A 13,956-nucleotide genomic window follows, 5' to 3' on the forward strand; every position below is an offset into this window, starting at 1 on the left:
ACGCGGACGCTCTGCGCAACGACCTCGGAGGCGGGCACGGCTTCACTGGCCTCAACTACTTCTACCGCGACGGAGCGGAACTGCAGTACTGGTGCAGCGTCGAAGCATCAGAGTGACCGGCCGACCATCCCTTCACGGAACGACACTGCGCACTCCTTGCGCCGAGTGGGGCGGCCAGCAGGTGGCAGGTTCAGCTATCTCGATGCGGCGAGATCCGGTAGCTGTTCGGTGTCGTGGTCACAGAGCGTCTGGCGCAGCAGCACGATCGCGGCGGCGTAGCGGGTGCGGGCGGTGGACGTCGGCAGGCGGAGAACTCGCGCCGCTTCGGTCACAGTGAATCCATCCCAGTGAACGAGTTCGATGACTTCTCTGAGTTTCGCTGGCAACGAGCGCACGGCCCTCTGCACGTCAATCTGGTCATCGGATGGCATCGGGAGCTGTTGACCGTTCTGGCGGAGGTCGTCCGCGAGGGCCGTCGTCAGGCGGTCCTGCCCGACTTTTTTCCGCTGATGGTTTGCGAGCTTGTGGCGGGCAGTGACGAAGAGCCACATGCGGCCGCGGACAGGGTCGGTGGGCATGATCGCGATGCGCTTCCATGCCGTCTCCGCGGTTTCTGCGAGCAGGTCGGCGGCGTCCTCGTGATTCGAGGTACGCCGGAGCAGGTACGCGAGCAGGTCCGCGGCGTTGTCCTCGATCGCGGTGCGAAGGATGCGTGCTCGCTCGTCAGCGGTCCGCATCATTCGCTTCCACAGTCGATCGATGAAGCCATCGACACCTCTTCGGTGAAGCCCTGGTCCTTGAGCTGCTGACTCACAAGCTGCAACGCCACGGATGAGATCCCGCTCCAGCGTTGCTGAACAGCAGGCTTGGGAGTGTTCGGCGGGAACATGAACTCCGGCGCCGATCCGATATCGAGATTGGCCAGATCAAGCCCGCGTAGCGCCTGTTCGGCCGCGGCCATCCCTTCAGGGGTGTTCAGCGCCCGGTTCGCGGGGTCCAGGGGCTGCACCTGGATCGTCGCAGAGCACGACTCGCCGTCGACGGTCACGACGTACGGCATCACCTCGCCCATAAGCACCGGACGATTCAGTAGTGGAGCGGCGACTGCGACGCCGGCCCCGCCCGTCAGTACCAGCCCGGCCAGCGCAGATGCCGTCCACAGCCGCCGTCTGCGACGGACCGCGCGAGTGGGTTCGGCGTCGAGCATGATCTTGACTGCCTCCTCGCCCCACTGGGGCGGCAGGCTCGGGTACGGGTTGGTGCTGTCCAGTTCGACAGTGGTGAAGTGATTCAACGCAGGCCCTCCAATTTCGCCTCTACACAGCACATGTCGCGGCGGCCTCGAAAACGCGGACGCTCGAAAATTTTGTGCCACCGTCGCGTCCGCGGGCGCATGGGCTCAGCGTCAGTTCGCTCTTATCGACACCGGCAGATCGGTACCGGTCACACCTCGGTGGTCTTTCAAGCAGGACCGGCGGACGTAGCCTTCTCAGCATGACGACGCCGGCTGAGTCCGTGCCCCTGACCAGCCGACGCCCGCCGCAGCGGCGGCGGCACGGGGCGCTGCTGTTCCTTCGAGACGTGGTGGTCATCGTCCTGGTAGCAGTTCTGGTTTCCAGCCTGGTCAAGACGTTCCTCGTGCGGTCGTTCTACATCCCGTCGTCATCGATGAACAACACGCTGGTGCAGGACGACCGCATCATCGTCAACGAGCTCGTCCCCGATGTCGTGCCCCTCTCCCGCGGAGACGTCATCGTGTTCAAGGACCCGGGCGGATGGCTTCAGCCCGTCCTGCAGACCGAGGACACGTCCATCGCCGGGCTGTTCGAGAACACGCTGCAGGCGGTGGGACTGGCGCCCGAGGAGACCAACGATCACCTCATCAAGCGGCTGATCGGGCTTCCTGGCGATCACGTCGTCTGCTGCACGCCGTTGGGGCAGATGACCGTGAACGGGCAGCCCCTCGATGAGGCCTCGTACATCAAGGACGGCGAGAATGCCCCGGCCGCGTCGAGCATCCCGTTCGATGTCACCGTGCCCCCTGATGGGCTCTGGGTGATGGGCGACAACCGGGGGAACTCCGCCGACTCCCGCCTCCAACAGGGCACGCCCTCCAAGGGCTTCGTCCCGATCGACAACGTGACAGGCCGAGCCGTCGCGATCACGTGGCCGATCGACCGATGGCGCTGGCTCGACAACTTCCCCAACACGTTCCAGGGCCTCGATCCTCGCTAGGGCCGCCGCCCGGAGGGCGATCCCCATACGGACGCCTCGATCGGCGGGCGGACCTCTCGCGGTTGCCTAGCAAGCAGACCGTCCTCACTGGCTAGTCTTCGCTCGTGACCTCTCCGGCCTTCGCAATAGACCTCGACCGCGCTCGCTTCCGAATCGGTGTCTTCGCGGTCGTTCACTTCGCACTCGCCGTCGCCCTGGTCCCGTTCACGCTGCTGCACTACGGCAACCTGATGCACCCGGCCTTCGATGAAGCACAGGACCTGCGCGATTTCGGACCAGCCGTGCAGTGGGCAACGCTTGGCGCATGGGTGCCGGTCCTCGTGACACCCGTCGTCGCCTTCATCACCGTCCGCCGACTCGCTCACCCTCGCCAGCGCTACTGGATCGTGCCGGTCATCGGCATCGCCGCCTCCGTGACACTCCACTTCCTGCCGTACCTCTTCTTCGAGACGCCGCAGCTACCCACCGGCGGCTGAGGGGGGCGATAGCTGCGCCGACTAGTGACCGTGCAGGGATCCTCTTACGGAACGGTTCAGTGGCGCCCGCGTCGCATGTGCAGGGGACCTTGAACATCTAAATGCTCACGGTCGTCTGCACGAGTGCCGCGGTGACGCGAAGAGGTGTGCAGGCGACTGCGAGGACCGACAGCGGCGTACGCAACTCGCGGGCGACCGGTTGACGACCCCTCAACGGACGCCGCGGCGCTGGTAGAGCTATCTTCAAGATGGACACGGGAGGGCTGATGCGAGCCGAATGGAACGAAGCGTTCTTTGACGCGCAGCGCGAGGAACCGCTGACCTATTGGGTCTGCTTCTGGATTGGCGCCGATGACGAGCTGGCGGTGACCCATGACCCGCAGCGGATCACGGACGCCGACTCGGTCGAGGAGGTCCTGGCCTGGATTCACGACACGAAGGGCGACCGAGACTTCGAGCTGTTCGTGGAGACCCTCAACCACACCGAGACCCGCGAGCACGGCTGGATGCCAGCCCGAAACCTCATCCACCTCGCCGGCAATTACCGCCCACCAGGAACGACTTCCACCCTCTCTGCAAGCTCGGAGAACTAGCAGCACCTCCACCCCGGCCGGGCGACACGAGAAAACAGCTAGCCGCCCAGCAGTGCCCGCCCGGGGCGACGTCGACCCGAACCACGCGAAGCCTTGGCGGGGCAGCGGGCTCCGGGTTGGACGAGCACATGCAGAGCCGAAAGTCGAGCAGACCAGCGACCAGCCGCACGTCATCGATCCGGTAGTCGTACTCCGGAACCGGATGACGCCGCCGCACCCCGACGGCCTCGATCGCTGCGGCAAGCTCGGCATCCGGCAACATGCGCTGATCCTCTCAGACGCACGGCCAGCGATCCCCTTACGGGACAGGCGTCTTCCATGGTCCTGACGTGCTTGAACGAGGCCGGAGCGGATCGGGCTCAGAGCACATCGACGCGGCTACCCACTCCGTCATCCAGTGACCCGTTGCGAAGCTGCCGTGGCTCGAACAGGCTGAGGCCGTGCACTCCAGCCTTGAGGACCCGTACCCGCCGTCGCTTAATGAAGTGACCACTCGATTCCCTGGTGCGCTGTTCACGTTGCAGCAGCAACCCTCCGTCGAAGAGATCGCTGTAGGGACGATCGCGCACACCACAAACGAGCAGAGCCGCTACCTCTCCGCGGCGATCACCTACACCCTCTGGCGCCGACCGGAGAACCGAGACGATCCCGCCAACCTGGCCGACATCAGCAGCGAGCTGCGCACTCAGCTCGACGAACCACCAGTGCGCCCCCTTCCCGCACGACTCGTGGAGATAAGAGCTCGACTCCAGTTCCCGATGCTCTGGGAAGCAGTGCTGACGACGCTCATCGACCCGAAGGACCCCGGTCCACGAACGATCGAATCAACGCTGACGGATCATGTGAATCACGTGCTGAGGAACCGATTCCGCGATACGCGCGTCCAAGGGACGCTGCCAGGGGAACTGCTAGGCGGAGCGACCGCGGCTGCGGTCGAGCGTGGCGTGGCAGTCAGCGTCGACAGCCGACCGGAAAACGGGGTTCTACTTGATACCGACGCTCACGTCCTCGGTATCGGAGCCGAACTCGAGGGTCGCCACATAACGGCCGTCATCGCACGCGACGATCTACCCTTCCTCAACCTCGCGTTCGCGACCAGACAATCCACGGGCGCCCTTTGACGGGCTGATCCAGCCCTGTACGGGAGGGGCGGATCAACCCCGGTGATCCGACCGTCCCGCGTGGGGATCCCCATACGGGATCAGTAGCACGGCGTCGCCAGCACCTGCGCTGGTACGCTCCCCACCATTCGACCTACTCGAGGGGCAGCACGATGCAGACGCTTCGCAACACCGTGTTGACCGTGACGGTTGCAGCGCTGGTCTCCGGCTTCCTCGCCGTGGGTGCGGTGGCCATCGGGATCACCAGCGCAAAACCTGGCGCCGGAAGCCCCGAGCCGATCGCGTACTCCGAGCCGAGCTGGACGGACACCAGCACGCTCATCATCGGCGGTTACGAGACGCCTTCTCCTGAAATGATCGCGACCACTCCCCCGCTCTCTGCAGAGTGACGACGGCACCTGCCGACGATCCGGCTCGCTGCGAGACGGGGGCATTCTCGTGACGTGGGAGCAATGGACGTTCTCGCTCGGAGCGATCCCCGTGTCGCTCATCGTTCTCAGGAACGTGCTGTGGAGATTCGGCTGCACGAACTCCGGGAGCAAGATCCTTTTCGCCTTCGGCCTCGGAGCGTGCCTGCTGTGCATCGCCCTCGCTGTGATCTGGCAGGTCCACGCCGCGAACGCCGACTGGGCTCCGCCCGGGTACGACCAGAACGAAGTCGGCGGCCTCATCCTCTGGACTCTCTACTGGAACGCGGTCGCCGGCTTCTTCACCGCGCTCGGCATCCGGGTCACCGACATCCTGATCATCGAACGGACGCGGCGGATATCCGCCGCCGTCGTCCCTGACGCAGGGTGAAGAGCAAGACGTCCGGCTAGCGATCCCCTACCGGACGCATGGTTGACGGTCCCATGGAGGGCGGCCGCCTCCACTAGACCTCTTTATCCGACTGGGGTAGCTACCCTCGAGCCCATGACCGACCAGCAGAACGATGCACGGTTGCGCGCGAGGCGGATCGCCGGTGCGACGGCGATTGTTCTCACCGTTGTCGCCGCGCTTCTCGTTCAGGCCGGCGCGAGCTTGCTGACCCTCGCCTCACCAGCCATGACGGACTGCCGGCCGCGCGAGATCCCGCTGAGCGCAGCAGCCTGGTACCTCGGCGCCCTGCTCGTTATCGGAGGATCCGTCTATGCGGCGGCGAAGACCGCGCGTGCGCTCACATCGACCGCGCTCCCCTACGCCCTCCTCCTCACAGCGATCCTCGGAATCGTGACGTTCTCGGGACTAGCGATCCTCATCGCCGGGCTGATGGGCTTCGCGGAGATGGATGACCCTGGACCGCCTCCGACAGGCGGACCCGTCCTGCTCCTCATCGCCGCACTCAGCACACCTGCCTGGGCGCTCGGCGCATCCAGCATCCTCATGCTGTCCAAGAGACGCAGAGTGCCGTCTCGTCCGGCGGCGTCGCTCATCGCGTTCGCTGCCATCACTGCGACGAGCGTTGGTCTCCAGCTCGTCAGGTTCACCCTGACCTGCTGACGGTGATCACAGAGGTCCTCTACGAAAGGGGCAACGACGGTACCGCCACACGGCACCGACAATCGGCACCGCGGGACTCGAGAAGTTCCTGCTCAGCGACCCCCTTACGGGACGCCAGAAGCGATGGAAGCACGGCGGAGCGCGCGACGGCGTGGCGATGCGCTCGCTACGCTCACGGGATGTTCGGCCTCTCGCGTTGGCGCCCGCGAGCTGACGCGCGCCGTTCGCGCCGCGCTCGGTTCCGCTCCCTGCTCGCTGAGGCCTGTTGCGCGTGCTCTCACCCGTGGGTGGAGCACGTCGCGGATGCCGGACCGGCCGGCGGTCACGTCTGCTCGGAATGCGTCTACGAGCTCGAGCACGGGTTCAGCCACGGGCCGACCTGTCACCGACCGGTTCCGATCGACGTGTCGAGTCGCGCTGACGCCGCCGCCGCGACAGCAGCGCGGGGCGGCAGCGAGCGACTGGTCGGAGGAGGTCGGATGCGAGACGATGCAGAAGACCGTGATGACCCTTCGATCCCGACCCTGCGCGAAACGACAGCCGCTCTCTTCTTCGGGCTGGTCCAGCCCCGAGACGTGATCGCTCTGGCAGCGAATCTCGTCGCAGCAGGGAGTGACAGCGAGTCCCTTGTCGCTCTCGCGTCCCTCTACTCCAGCGCCACTCCCGCCGACGTCTTCGACCTCAGCTCGGCGGCACTCATCGAAGCGGGCGCGCGGCCATTGGATCGGGACGGTGAGGAGATCCCGCTTCTCGCGCTGCGCGTCGCATGCCGTCGTTTCCTCACCGGCGACTGGGATCTCCGCTCCTTCTCATCCTGGGTGCACGACCGGATCGGTCACGACGGACCGGCAGCTGCGCAGCCGCTTGTCGAGGTCGATGACGAGCTCGACGCGCGAGGCATCGGAGCCGGCGAGCGATACCGCCAGAAGGTCGCTCGACTCGCCGCCGCCTTCCTCGCTGACACAGAAGGGCCGGCGAGCGAGAATCCCTAACGAATCCGTCCGGTGCACGATCGGCTATCGAGACTGAAACTCCTACCGCCTTGGTACGGGACTGGTTCCCCCGCATCGACCGCGACGCCTGCTGACATGATCGTGGTCATGCCCTCAATTCGTTCGGCAAAGTTTCGGGCAGAGTCGTCGGTGGACGCTGTGCTCCTGCGGGCACTCGCCGGGCACGAGTCGAAACAGGTGCGCATCGCTGTTGCCGAGAACGCCGCTGCGGATGACCTGACGATCGGGCGTCTCCTCGCTGATGACGTCGACGCCGTGCGCCTCGCCGCCGCCAGCAGCCTTCGTGAACGCCCGCAACTCCACGAGATCGCGGCGAAATCAACGGACAAGTGGGTCCGTGCGATCCTTGCCCACCTGTACGCGGACGACGACCAAAGGTCGCTCGCCCTTGCGGTACAGAGAACACTCGCGGCGGATCCCTTCGGGGAGACTCGTGGCCGGACGGCTCAGACCACCGACGACTTGAGATCTTCGAGTCGCTTCTCACCGACCCGTCACCGGTTGTCCGCGGCATGTGCGCGCGCAACCCCCGCATCTCCCTGACACAGATGGAGCGTCTCATCACCGACCGCGATCGCGCCGTCCGCGCCGGAGCCGCAGAGGGCGGACTCCAGTACCCCAATGACGAGCAGTTGCTCCGGCTGGCGCGCGACCGGTCGGTCGAGGTGCGCTGGGCAGTACTATTCCGCGCCGACCGACCCAGACGAGCAATCGAACTCATCGCAGAGGACAGCGACGAGATTAACCGACACCACGCGCGGATCGCCCTCCACGACGAGCACGACATCATCGCGCCAGCGGTGACGCACCGTGCACGCGCAGAACGTCGACGGGCACAGCTTGTTCGCTCATTCGGTGAGTGAACGGCGGGGAGTGAAGAGCGCCTTGTACGGCACGCGGTCTCGTTAGCCGATCCCCATATGGGACGGAGCTGAGCGGGTAGCGTCACCGGCATGACCTCGGGTTCGCGTCACCGCATTCGAGTTGCTGCCGCACTCACAACCGGAGCGGCGCTGCTCACCGCCGCCGGCTGCGCGCCGGCGGTGCAGACGTCGGGATGCCCGGGCTGGGCGTATTTTGGATCCGCGGAAGCCCGCTACGAGGTCGCCGAAGCGGTCATCACGACCGCCTCCCCTCGCGCCTCGGGAACTCAGAGCGTCTTCAGCGTCGCAGCATCCGCATACATGGTCACCGTGGATGAGACAGAGAAGGGACCGTTCATTGCAGGAGAGACAATCCGCGTCGTGTCGATGCCTGATGCGTGCAGCGGCACCGACCTCTACCCGGACGGAGACCCGATGGACACCGACCAGCCCCTCCGCCTGTACCTCAGTTCCGGGAACGGATTCTGGGCGACGCTGACTCCGCTCGAGGGCGCTGAACCGATCGAGGAATAGCCCGCCAGTCGATCCTCTTACGGGACGTAACGCCTTCCGTGGGATGGCTCAGTCGGCAGATGCCGCGAGTGCCGGCGCTGCCAGGCCGAGTCCTTCGCAGAAGGGGCCAGTGGGCTGGCCCGCTCTGTTCGGGAAGACGCCGAGCCTGGTGTCCGCGAGGACGCAGACCGTCGGGTTAGGTACGTTGATGGGTCCGCTTCCCGGGTAGGGCTCGTCGGGGACGGCGCTCCAGCTCGCTTCGCATCGTTCGAGGGCGGCGGCGACCCGCTCGGACAGTGGAAGCAGCTCGAATGCGTTGCGGTCGTCGTCCACGAGGATGCTCGTGGTGTGGTCCGCGCGGACGTCGGCGACGGAGTAGCAGTCGAAACTCGTGTTGGCTTCGTCGTTGCTAGCCTGCGTTACGGTGATCGCGGCGGCGCTGGTGCCGATCGCGACGACGGCCGCGAGGCCGAGCCCGACGAGGCGGCGGCGCTTGGTGGAGCGGTGGCGGGCAGCGATGTCGGTGAGGATGGTGGCGCGCATCCTGGTGAGCTGTCCCGTGGTCGGGCCGAGGTCGTGGGTCATCAGTTCTCCCTTTCAAAGGGGCGCAGGGTGGTGCGGAGCGCGGTCCGGAGCCGGCTGAGCCGGTTGCGGACCGCGCCGTGGGTGGAGCCGAGTGCTTTCGCGGCGTCGGCGTAGCTGCTGCCCTGCTCGATACACAGGTAGTACAGCGCTTAATCGGTGTCGGAGAGCTCGGAGACGGCTTCCTCGATCGCCGCGGCGAGCTGGCGCCTCGCAACTTCTTCGTCAGGGGTGCCACGTCGATCCGGGTGCAGGGACAGGTCCGCGTCCTCGGTGCGGTTCCGTGCACGGGTCTTGGTTCGGACGAGGTTCAGCGCGGTGAACCGGGCGGTGGTGAGCAGCCACGGAAGGGCGGATGCGTCCACGATCGCGACGTCGTTGATCCGCGTCCACGTGGTGAGGAATACGTCTTGCACGACGTCTTCGGCGTCGCTGGGCGTGCGAACGATGCTGAGGGCGTAGCGGTAGGTCGTCGCCGCGTGCCGGTCGTAGAGCCGGCCGAACGCAGCCCGGTCGCCTCGCCTCGCGCCGTCCATCAGGGCGGCGTCATCAGTGCGCGCCGCAGCGTCTCGCGCGAGTGCTGCTGCTTCCGGTGGCGTGCTCATGCCTAGTGGTGTCCGATCCGAGCCGATCGTCTCAGACGAGATCCGCTTCGCAACTCTCCGCTCGAGGATCCCCTTACGAGACGCCAGATCGCGCTCGTCCGCCTTGCTCGCCGGAGCTTCGATGCGAAGGCGACTGCGGCCGTCAGCGCGCCCGCGGCAACACCCCAAGCGCGGCCGCCGGTGATGAGGCGCACCAAGTACAGCGCGACGCCGAACGGTGACCCCTCCGCACCCGTCCGCCGACCGTTCCGCGGAGGATGGGTGACCGCATGCTCCGCACCCGCCGGTCAAGGCCGAGCGGCAGGCGCAGCCTCTCCAAGACTGCTCCACACCACCGGGACATCCCGCATGACCAGTACGTGGTCGAACGAAGCGGAGCCGGTGGGGAGCGCGTCGAAGAAGCTCGATTGGACACGCGTCGTGCGAGCCGCTTCCACGCGCCAGGCGTGGGTGTCCAGCCGAAGCGGCTCGAGCCGCCCCGCTCGCGTCGGCGACCAGCCGACAGCGTCCTTCCGGAAGAAATCGGACGCCGCGGACAGGTCGGCGAACAGTGAACTCGTGAACGTCTCGGGCGGGACAACGTGGGCGTCGACAGCGACACGAAGATCGGCGGCGTCGACGGTCACACTCAGGTCGTCGTCCGATTCGACGGATCTCACCCGAGCGCGTTCATGGACGCCCGGGAACACCCGCCCACCCGCGACTTGGGCGAGACGCGAAGCGCTGTGCCGGCGCGGGATGAACACTCCGGTCCGGATCCCGTCGGGCCCGTCCCACTCGACAGCCACTCGATGGGCCGCACTCTCGCTCCGGTGGCCGATCCTCGGTGCGACCCACATCGGCCGGAAATTTCCCAGCCGGATCAGGCAGACGCCCGCCACCGCGCTCCCGTCGACGATCTGCGGACGGAGCCCCTCGGGCAGCAGAGACTCAATCACGACGGGGTCCACCCGGAAGTTGACGAGAAGACGCCGCTCGATCGTCGCGGCCATGCGGGGAATGGTGATGCCCACCCCCGAATCTTAGGACCGCCCTCGTCCACCTGCTGAAGCACCCCTGTGGAATTGGGCGGTCCTCCTCCGCCTCTCGCTCGCCACGGGGACGAGAACGATGCGGCCGAAGACCGAGTCGTAGGGTTCCGGTCATGGAGCAGCCTTCATCCCCCGACCGCGACCCGGACCCGCTTCGGGCTCAGCTGGACGCGCGATGGAACGCGTATCTCGCCACTCACACGCAGGCCGCCGACCCCGGAGAGTGGATGAACGAGGCGATGGGTGACTACCGAGACGAGATCGTGCACTTCGGTGGGCAGCTTCTCAACGACGCCGCGATCAGGGAGTGGAACCACGAGTCCGCGCAGCGCGCACATGACAAGTACGTCACTGAGGCGGAGCGTTACGACCGTGATCCTGCGGCGTGGGAAGCGGCGTTCTGGCTCCGTGTTCGGGCCGGGTCCGACGACGACTGACGCCGGACGCCCTCTCTCGAGCTGAACCGGCTTGCCCGCAACCGCTGACCCATCCCGATACGGGACGGCTGATGCCCCCGATCTGGATCATCTCTCGTGAGAGGGTGATGCGCATGCAGTCCAAGGCAGTTGCCCGCGTAGCGGAAGTCGCGATGTCGCTTCTGTTGCCGATCACCCTCCTCGCCGGCTGTGCCGGCGCTCCCGAGCAGCCGGTCGTTGAGCGGACTGCGCAGATGGCCGTCCAGTACCCCTTTTACGATCTGCCTCAACTCGTGCAGGAAGCTGATCGCATCATCGAAGGCACAGCCGTCTCGACCAGCGATGTCATCCAATATCCGACCTACGAGGGCGACGACCCACTGGTGAACCCGCTGAGTGACCTGTCGGAGGAGGAACAACGAGCTGCAGCCCGCGAGGGCGCCATCGCTGCCACAGAGGTCCAGCTCGAAGTGACCGTCGTTCACAAGGGAGCAGCGGAAGAGCAGATCACGATCACCCAGACCGGCGGGGTCATGGACGGCGTTCTCTACACGACCACCCAGGAACCCCTGCTCGCGCCCGGAACCTCCTACCTCCTTTTCCTCTCCGACGGCGAACGCCCGTACCTCCTCGGCGGAGGCGCCGGCAGCTACGAGGAGGCGGACGGCACCTACTCAGCGATGGTCGAGCACGCGCCCGTCGAATCGTTGACCCGCGACGAGCTAGCAGCCCTCATTACCGAAGACCACAACTGACGCGGTGAACGATCCCCGTACGGGACATGTCGAGCTACACCGCCCACTGCTTGGGTCCAACTCCGCGCAGCTCATCAGGCGTGCCGGAAGAGCTAGGTTTTCCCACGACCAGAACTGCTGGCGGCGAGCCGGCGGCCGGCAACAGAATCGCCGCTTCGGGTTTCTCCTGTGGCGACGAGTGTGTTGTCCCTACGAGCAGAAGAAAAGTAGAACCAATGGACGAACGATATATTCAACTAGTAGCGGGCATTATTTTCGTTGCCGCCGCAATATTGCTGGCATGGAAAGGAAAGGCTTACGCGCGCTTCAACGCGAGGATGATACGGAGAATTTACGGGAACAGGGCGGAACGTGTCGCCAGGTCATCAACCCCGGGCACCGTATTATTTGTTTCTATAGCAATGCTTGTTCTCGGGATTTCTTTCTTAGTATCATCCATTGCTAAAATCAGCGCCTAGTCGAAGCTCTGCTTAGACAGCAAATTCCGAACGACTCAACGGTGCGGATCCACCCCGACGACGCTGTACTGGACGACACCACCGGGGACGGCTGGACGCAGCCCGGCAATACCCTGTCTTGCACCTACGCAGCCAGCGAGACCTCACCAGGCACGACCATTCACTACTACAGGTGGGACGCCACGGCCCTCTTCACCGCAGCCGCCGCACTCGCTCTCGCAGGGACCGTTGTCGCGTTCAGAGCCGAACGCAAGCAGGAGCTCATCACCGAGTCGCAGGAAGATCGAGCGACGACATAGCGGAGAGCCCCTCTGCCGGTCAGAGATCCCTGTTCGGGACGCGCGCCACCGGACTGCTACTTCGCGCCGGATCACCTGTGGCGTTCCGCGAACAGCGAGGACCCGTGGCGTGAGGATCAGCATCGACGGCGAGCACTACCTCCTTCTGCGGAGCGACTTCTGGGCCGAGACGTCGGACGTCATCGGGGTCTACGGCTACGCGGAGCGGGCCCGGGAAGCAGCACGGGACACGGCACGGGCCATGGCCGGCGCATCGCCCGGACCCGATCGGTGGGTTCTCGAGACGTGGAGCGGCGGCGAGCTGCGCAGCAGCGTCCAGTTCGACTGACGCTCGGGCAGCGTGCCGGGGCTCTACTGTGGCGGTGCGGTCGAGAAGTGGGGACTTCGCTGACGCCGCACGCGACAGACCGGCGGGGGTCCGCCGGTGTCGCCCTGCTCTCGGCCGCGATGCACAGCGCGGCCGAGAGCAGCACCCGCCGGCTCAGCAGCCCGCTGAACGATCCTCCTACGGGGCGAGGCGGTCGCGGAATGGAACACTCTGCGGTAGCTTCACGACCGGGGGTGGTCATGGTGGAAGTGCTCAAGGGCGTGAGCCTGCTCGCGTCGGGTGTCGTGATCGCCTTCCTCTGCTCGGTGTCGGGGTTTCAGGCCGGCGTTCGTGCGGACCTGGATCAGACCGGGGGCCAACTCAGCCCGGTCCTGCTCGTGGGCTTTCTGATCGGACTCGTCGTGTCAGCCGTCGGCGCGATCGTGCTCTACCGGTGCTACGAGCGTGCCCGCGGCGTTCGCTAGCTGCTAGCCGTAATCCGCAGCCGGGGCGTCACGCGCTGTGGACACGCGGCCTGTGGCGATGCGGTCGAGAAACGGAGACTTCGCTGACGCCTCACGCGACAGACCGACGGGGGCCGCCGGTGCCGCCCTGCTCTGGGCCGCGACGCACAGCGCGGGCGAGAGCAGCACCCGCCCGCTCACCGGCCACTGAACGACCCCTGTGCGGAACGACGAACGGGCGGGCGCCCCCTAAAATCAGCGCTCGTGCGGTTTCGCCCGAATATCCAGCTCCGTTTCGGCATACTCCTGCCCGCAGCTCTGATCTGCGTGCCGGCAGCGACAGTATGGAAGCCCGGCCTCGCGCTGGACGAGCAGCTGGTCTTCATCGTCATCTTCGCGGTCGTCATATCGCTCGCTGCGCGGTGGGTTGTTTTCAGCGGCGTCAGCCTGCGAGAGAACGACCTCACCGTCCACGGGGTCTGGTGGTCCCGACGCGTCCCTCGCGACCAGACCATCCAAGTGCGCCAAAAAGCCGGCTTGATGGTCCTGCATTGGCGCGACCGTCACGGCCGCATCCGGCACACACCGATGATCGCCTTCACATCCGCATCCAACGATCCCTCATGGGCCGCAAGTCACAACACTCACGTAGCTCGAGCGGTCAACGACTGGATTGCCGGCGGAGACGGGCGCGGCGCGGGTCGCAGAGTCAAGGACAACTAGAACCCTGCGTGCCGGTGAACCAT

At 65.9% G+C, this 13,956-nt stretch carries 22 protein-coding genes; 16 read left to right on the forward strand and 6 right to left on the reverse strand.

From position 1 onward, the window contains the following. Nucleotides 1-194 precede the first annotated feature (194 nt). Entirely contained in the window at nucleotides 195-740 is a 546-nt protein-coding gene (locus C5C33_RS16990) for an RNA polymerase sigma factor (protein WP_219814333.1), read from the reverse strand. Next, on the reverse strand, nucleotides 737-1,294 hold the full coding sequence (locus tag C5C33_RS18310) for a hypothetical protein (RefSeq protein ID WP_146081569.1): 558 nt from the start codon (nucleotides 1,292-1,294) through the stop codon (nucleotides 737-739). The genes C5C33_RS16990 and C5C33_RS18310 overlap by 4 nt, the downstream gene beginning before the upstream one ends. Nucleotides 1,295-1,494: 200 nt before the next feature. Between C5C33_RS18310 and lepB the strand changes: the two genes are divergently transcribed. The 11 genes from lepB (at nucleotide 1,495) to C5C33_RS18325 (ending at nucleotide 8,314) form a co-directional block, all read left to right on the forward strand. Continuing rightward, nucleotides 1,495-2,235 (forward strand): signal peptidase I, encoded by a 741-nt coding sequence (gene lepB / locus C5C33_RS17000; RefSeq protein ID WP_104261690.1) that lies wholly within the window; start codon nucleotides 1,495-1,497, stop codon nucleotides 2,233-2,235. A gap of 104 nt (nucleotides 2,236-2,339) precedes the next feature. After that, the gene (locus tag C5C33_RS17005; RefSeq protein ID WP_104248176.1) at nucleotides 2,340-2,711 is read left to right on the forward strand and encodes a hypothetical protein; all 372 of its coding nucleotides are present in this window, start codon (nucleotides 2,340-2,342) and stop codon (nucleotides 2,709-2,711) included. A 248-nt stretch (nucleotides 2,712-2,959) separates the two neighbouring features. Further along, a complete protein-coding gene (locus tag C5C33_RS17010) occupies nucleotides 2,960-3,304 on the forward strand; it encodes a hypothetical protein (RefSeq protein WP_104261691.1) in 345 nt (114 codons plus the stop codon). Nucleotides 3,305-3,744: 440 nt separating this feature from the next. Then, nucleotides 3,745-4,425, forward strand: a complete 681-nt coding sequence (locus C5C33_RS17015; protein WP_146085814.1) for a hypothetical protein — start codon at nucleotides 3,745-3,747, stop codon at nucleotides 4,423-4,425. Nucleotides 4,426-4,577: 152 nt separating this feature from the next. Continuing rightward, nucleotides 4,578-4,814: a hypothetical protein gene (locus C5C33_RS18315; protein WP_146081570.1), complete on the forward strand. Its 237-nt coding sequence runs from the start codon at nucleotides 4,578-4,580 to the stop codon at nucleotides 4,812-4,814. 49 nt (nucleotides 4,815-4,863) lie between these two features. Further along, a complete protein-coding gene (locus C5C33_RS17025) occupies nucleotides 4,864-5,223 on the forward strand; it encodes a hypothetical protein (protein ID WP_104261694.1) in 360 nt (119 codons plus the stop codon). A gap of 114 nt (nucleotides 5,224-5,337) precedes the next feature. Further along, the gene (locus C5C33_RS17030; protein WP_104223345.1) at nucleotides 5,338-5,904 is read left to right on the forward strand and encodes a hypothetical protein; all 567 of its coding nucleotides are present in this window, start codon (nucleotides 5,338-5,340) and stop codon (nucleotides 5,902-5,904) included. A 479-nt stretch (nucleotides 5,905-6,383) separates the two neighbouring features. Continuing rightward, nucleotides 6,384-6,896: a hypothetical protein gene (locus C5C33_RS17035; protein WP_104223346.1), complete on the forward strand. Its 513-nt coding sequence runs from the start codon at nucleotides 6,384-6,386 to the stop codon at nucleotides 6,894-6,896. A 96-nt stretch (nucleotides 6,897-6,992) separates the two neighbouring features. After that, nucleotides 6,993-7,460: a hypothetical protein gene (locus tag C5C33_RS17040; RefSeq protein WP_104261695.1), complete on the forward strand. Its 468-nt coding sequence runs from the start codon at nucleotides 6,993-6,995 to the stop codon at nucleotides 7,458-7,460. A gap of 5 nt (nucleotides 7,461-7,465) precedes the next feature. Next, complete coding sequence (locus tag C5C33_RS18320; protein WP_146085815.1) at nucleotides 7,466-7,780, forward strand: hypothetical protein; 315 nt, start codon at nucleotides 7,466-7,468, stop codon at nucleotides 7,778-7,780. A 90-nt stretch (nucleotides 7,781-7,870) separates the two neighbouring features. Next, the gene (locus C5C33_RS18325) at nucleotides 7,871-8,314 is read left to right on the forward strand and encodes a hypothetical protein (protein ID WP_146076925.1); all 444 of its coding nucleotides are present in this window, start codon (nucleotides 7,871-7,873) and stop codon (nucleotides 8,312-8,314) included. A 48-nt stretch (nucleotides 8,315-8,362) separates the two neighbouring features. On the opposite strand, the gene C5C33_RS17045 is transcribed toward C5C33_RS18325, so the two are convergent. From C5C33_RS17045 to C5C33_RS17055, 4 genes are all read right to left on the reverse strand, one after another. Further along, nucleotides 8,363-8,878 (reverse strand): hypothetical protein, encoded by a 516-nt coding sequence (locus C5C33_RS17045; protein ID WP_104223349.1) that lies wholly within the window; start codon nucleotides 8,876-8,878, stop codon nucleotides 8,363-8,365. Beyond that, nucleotides 8,878-9,024 (reverse strand): sigma factor-like helix-turn-helix DNA-binding protein, encoded by a 147-nt coding sequence (locus tag C5C33_RS19245; RefSeq protein ID WP_146084368.1) that lies wholly within the window; start codon nucleotides 9,022-9,024, stop codon nucleotides 8,878-8,880. Before C5C33_RS19245 ends, C5C33_RS17045 begins: the two co-directional genes overlap by 1 nt. Before the next feature lie 3 nt (nucleotides 9,025-9,027). Then, a complete protein-coding gene (locus C5C33_RS17050) occupies nucleotides 9,028-9,480 on the reverse strand; it encodes an RNA polymerase sigma factor (protein WP_104261696.1) in 453 nt (150 codons plus the stop codon). 287 nt (nucleotides 9,481-9,767) lie between these two features. Continuing rightward, nucleotides 9,768-10,493 carry a DUF2071 domain-containing protein gene (locus tag C5C33_RS17055; protein WP_219813990.1) on the reverse strand — a complete coding sequence of 242 codons (726 nt, stop codon included), beginning with the start codon at nucleotides 10,491-10,493 and terminating at the stop codon, nucleotides 9,768-9,770. 131 nt (nucleotides 10,494-10,624) lie between these two features. Between C5C33_RS17055 and C5C33_RS17060 the strand changes: the two genes are divergently transcribed. From C5C33_RS17060 to C5C33_RS17085, 5 genes are all read left to right on the forward strand, one after another. Beyond that, complete coding sequence (locus C5C33_RS17060; RefSeq protein ID WP_104261697.1) at nucleotides 10,625-10,948, forward strand: hypothetical protein; 324 nt, start codon at nucleotides 10,625-10,627, stop codon at nucleotides 10,946-10,948. 113 nt (nucleotides 10,949-11,061) lie between these two features. Next, nucleotides 11,062-11,682, forward strand: a complete 621-nt coding sequence (locus tag C5C33_RS17065; protein WP_146084688.1) for a hypothetical protein — start codon at nucleotides 11,062-11,064, stop codon at nucleotides 11,680-11,682. Between the two features lie 866 nt (nucleotides 11,683-12,548). Further along, nucleotides 12,549-12,767: a hypothetical protein gene (locus tag C5C33_RS17075; protein WP_104261700.1), complete on the forward strand. Its 219-nt coding sequence runs from the start codon at nucleotides 12,549-12,551 to the stop codon at nucleotides 12,765-12,767. A 239-nt stretch (nucleotides 12,768-13,006) separates the two neighbouring features. Beyond that, on the forward strand, nucleotides 13,007-13,231 hold the full coding sequence (locus tag C5C33_RS17080) for a hypothetical protein (RefSeq protein WP_146079300.1): 225 nt from the start codon (nucleotides 13,007-13,009) through the stop codon (nucleotides 13,229-13,231). 243 nt (nucleotides 13,232-13,474) lie between these two features. Beyond that, nucleotides 13,475-13,933 (forward strand): hypothetical protein, encoded by a 459-nt coding sequence (locus C5C33_RS17085; RefSeq protein WP_104261702.1) that lies wholly within the window; start codon nucleotides 13,475-13,477, stop codon nucleotides 13,931-13,933. Nucleotides 13,934-13,956 lie beyond the last annotated feature (23 nt).

The sequence above is a fragment of the Rathayibacter sp. AY1H3 genome, assembly GCF_002932015.1.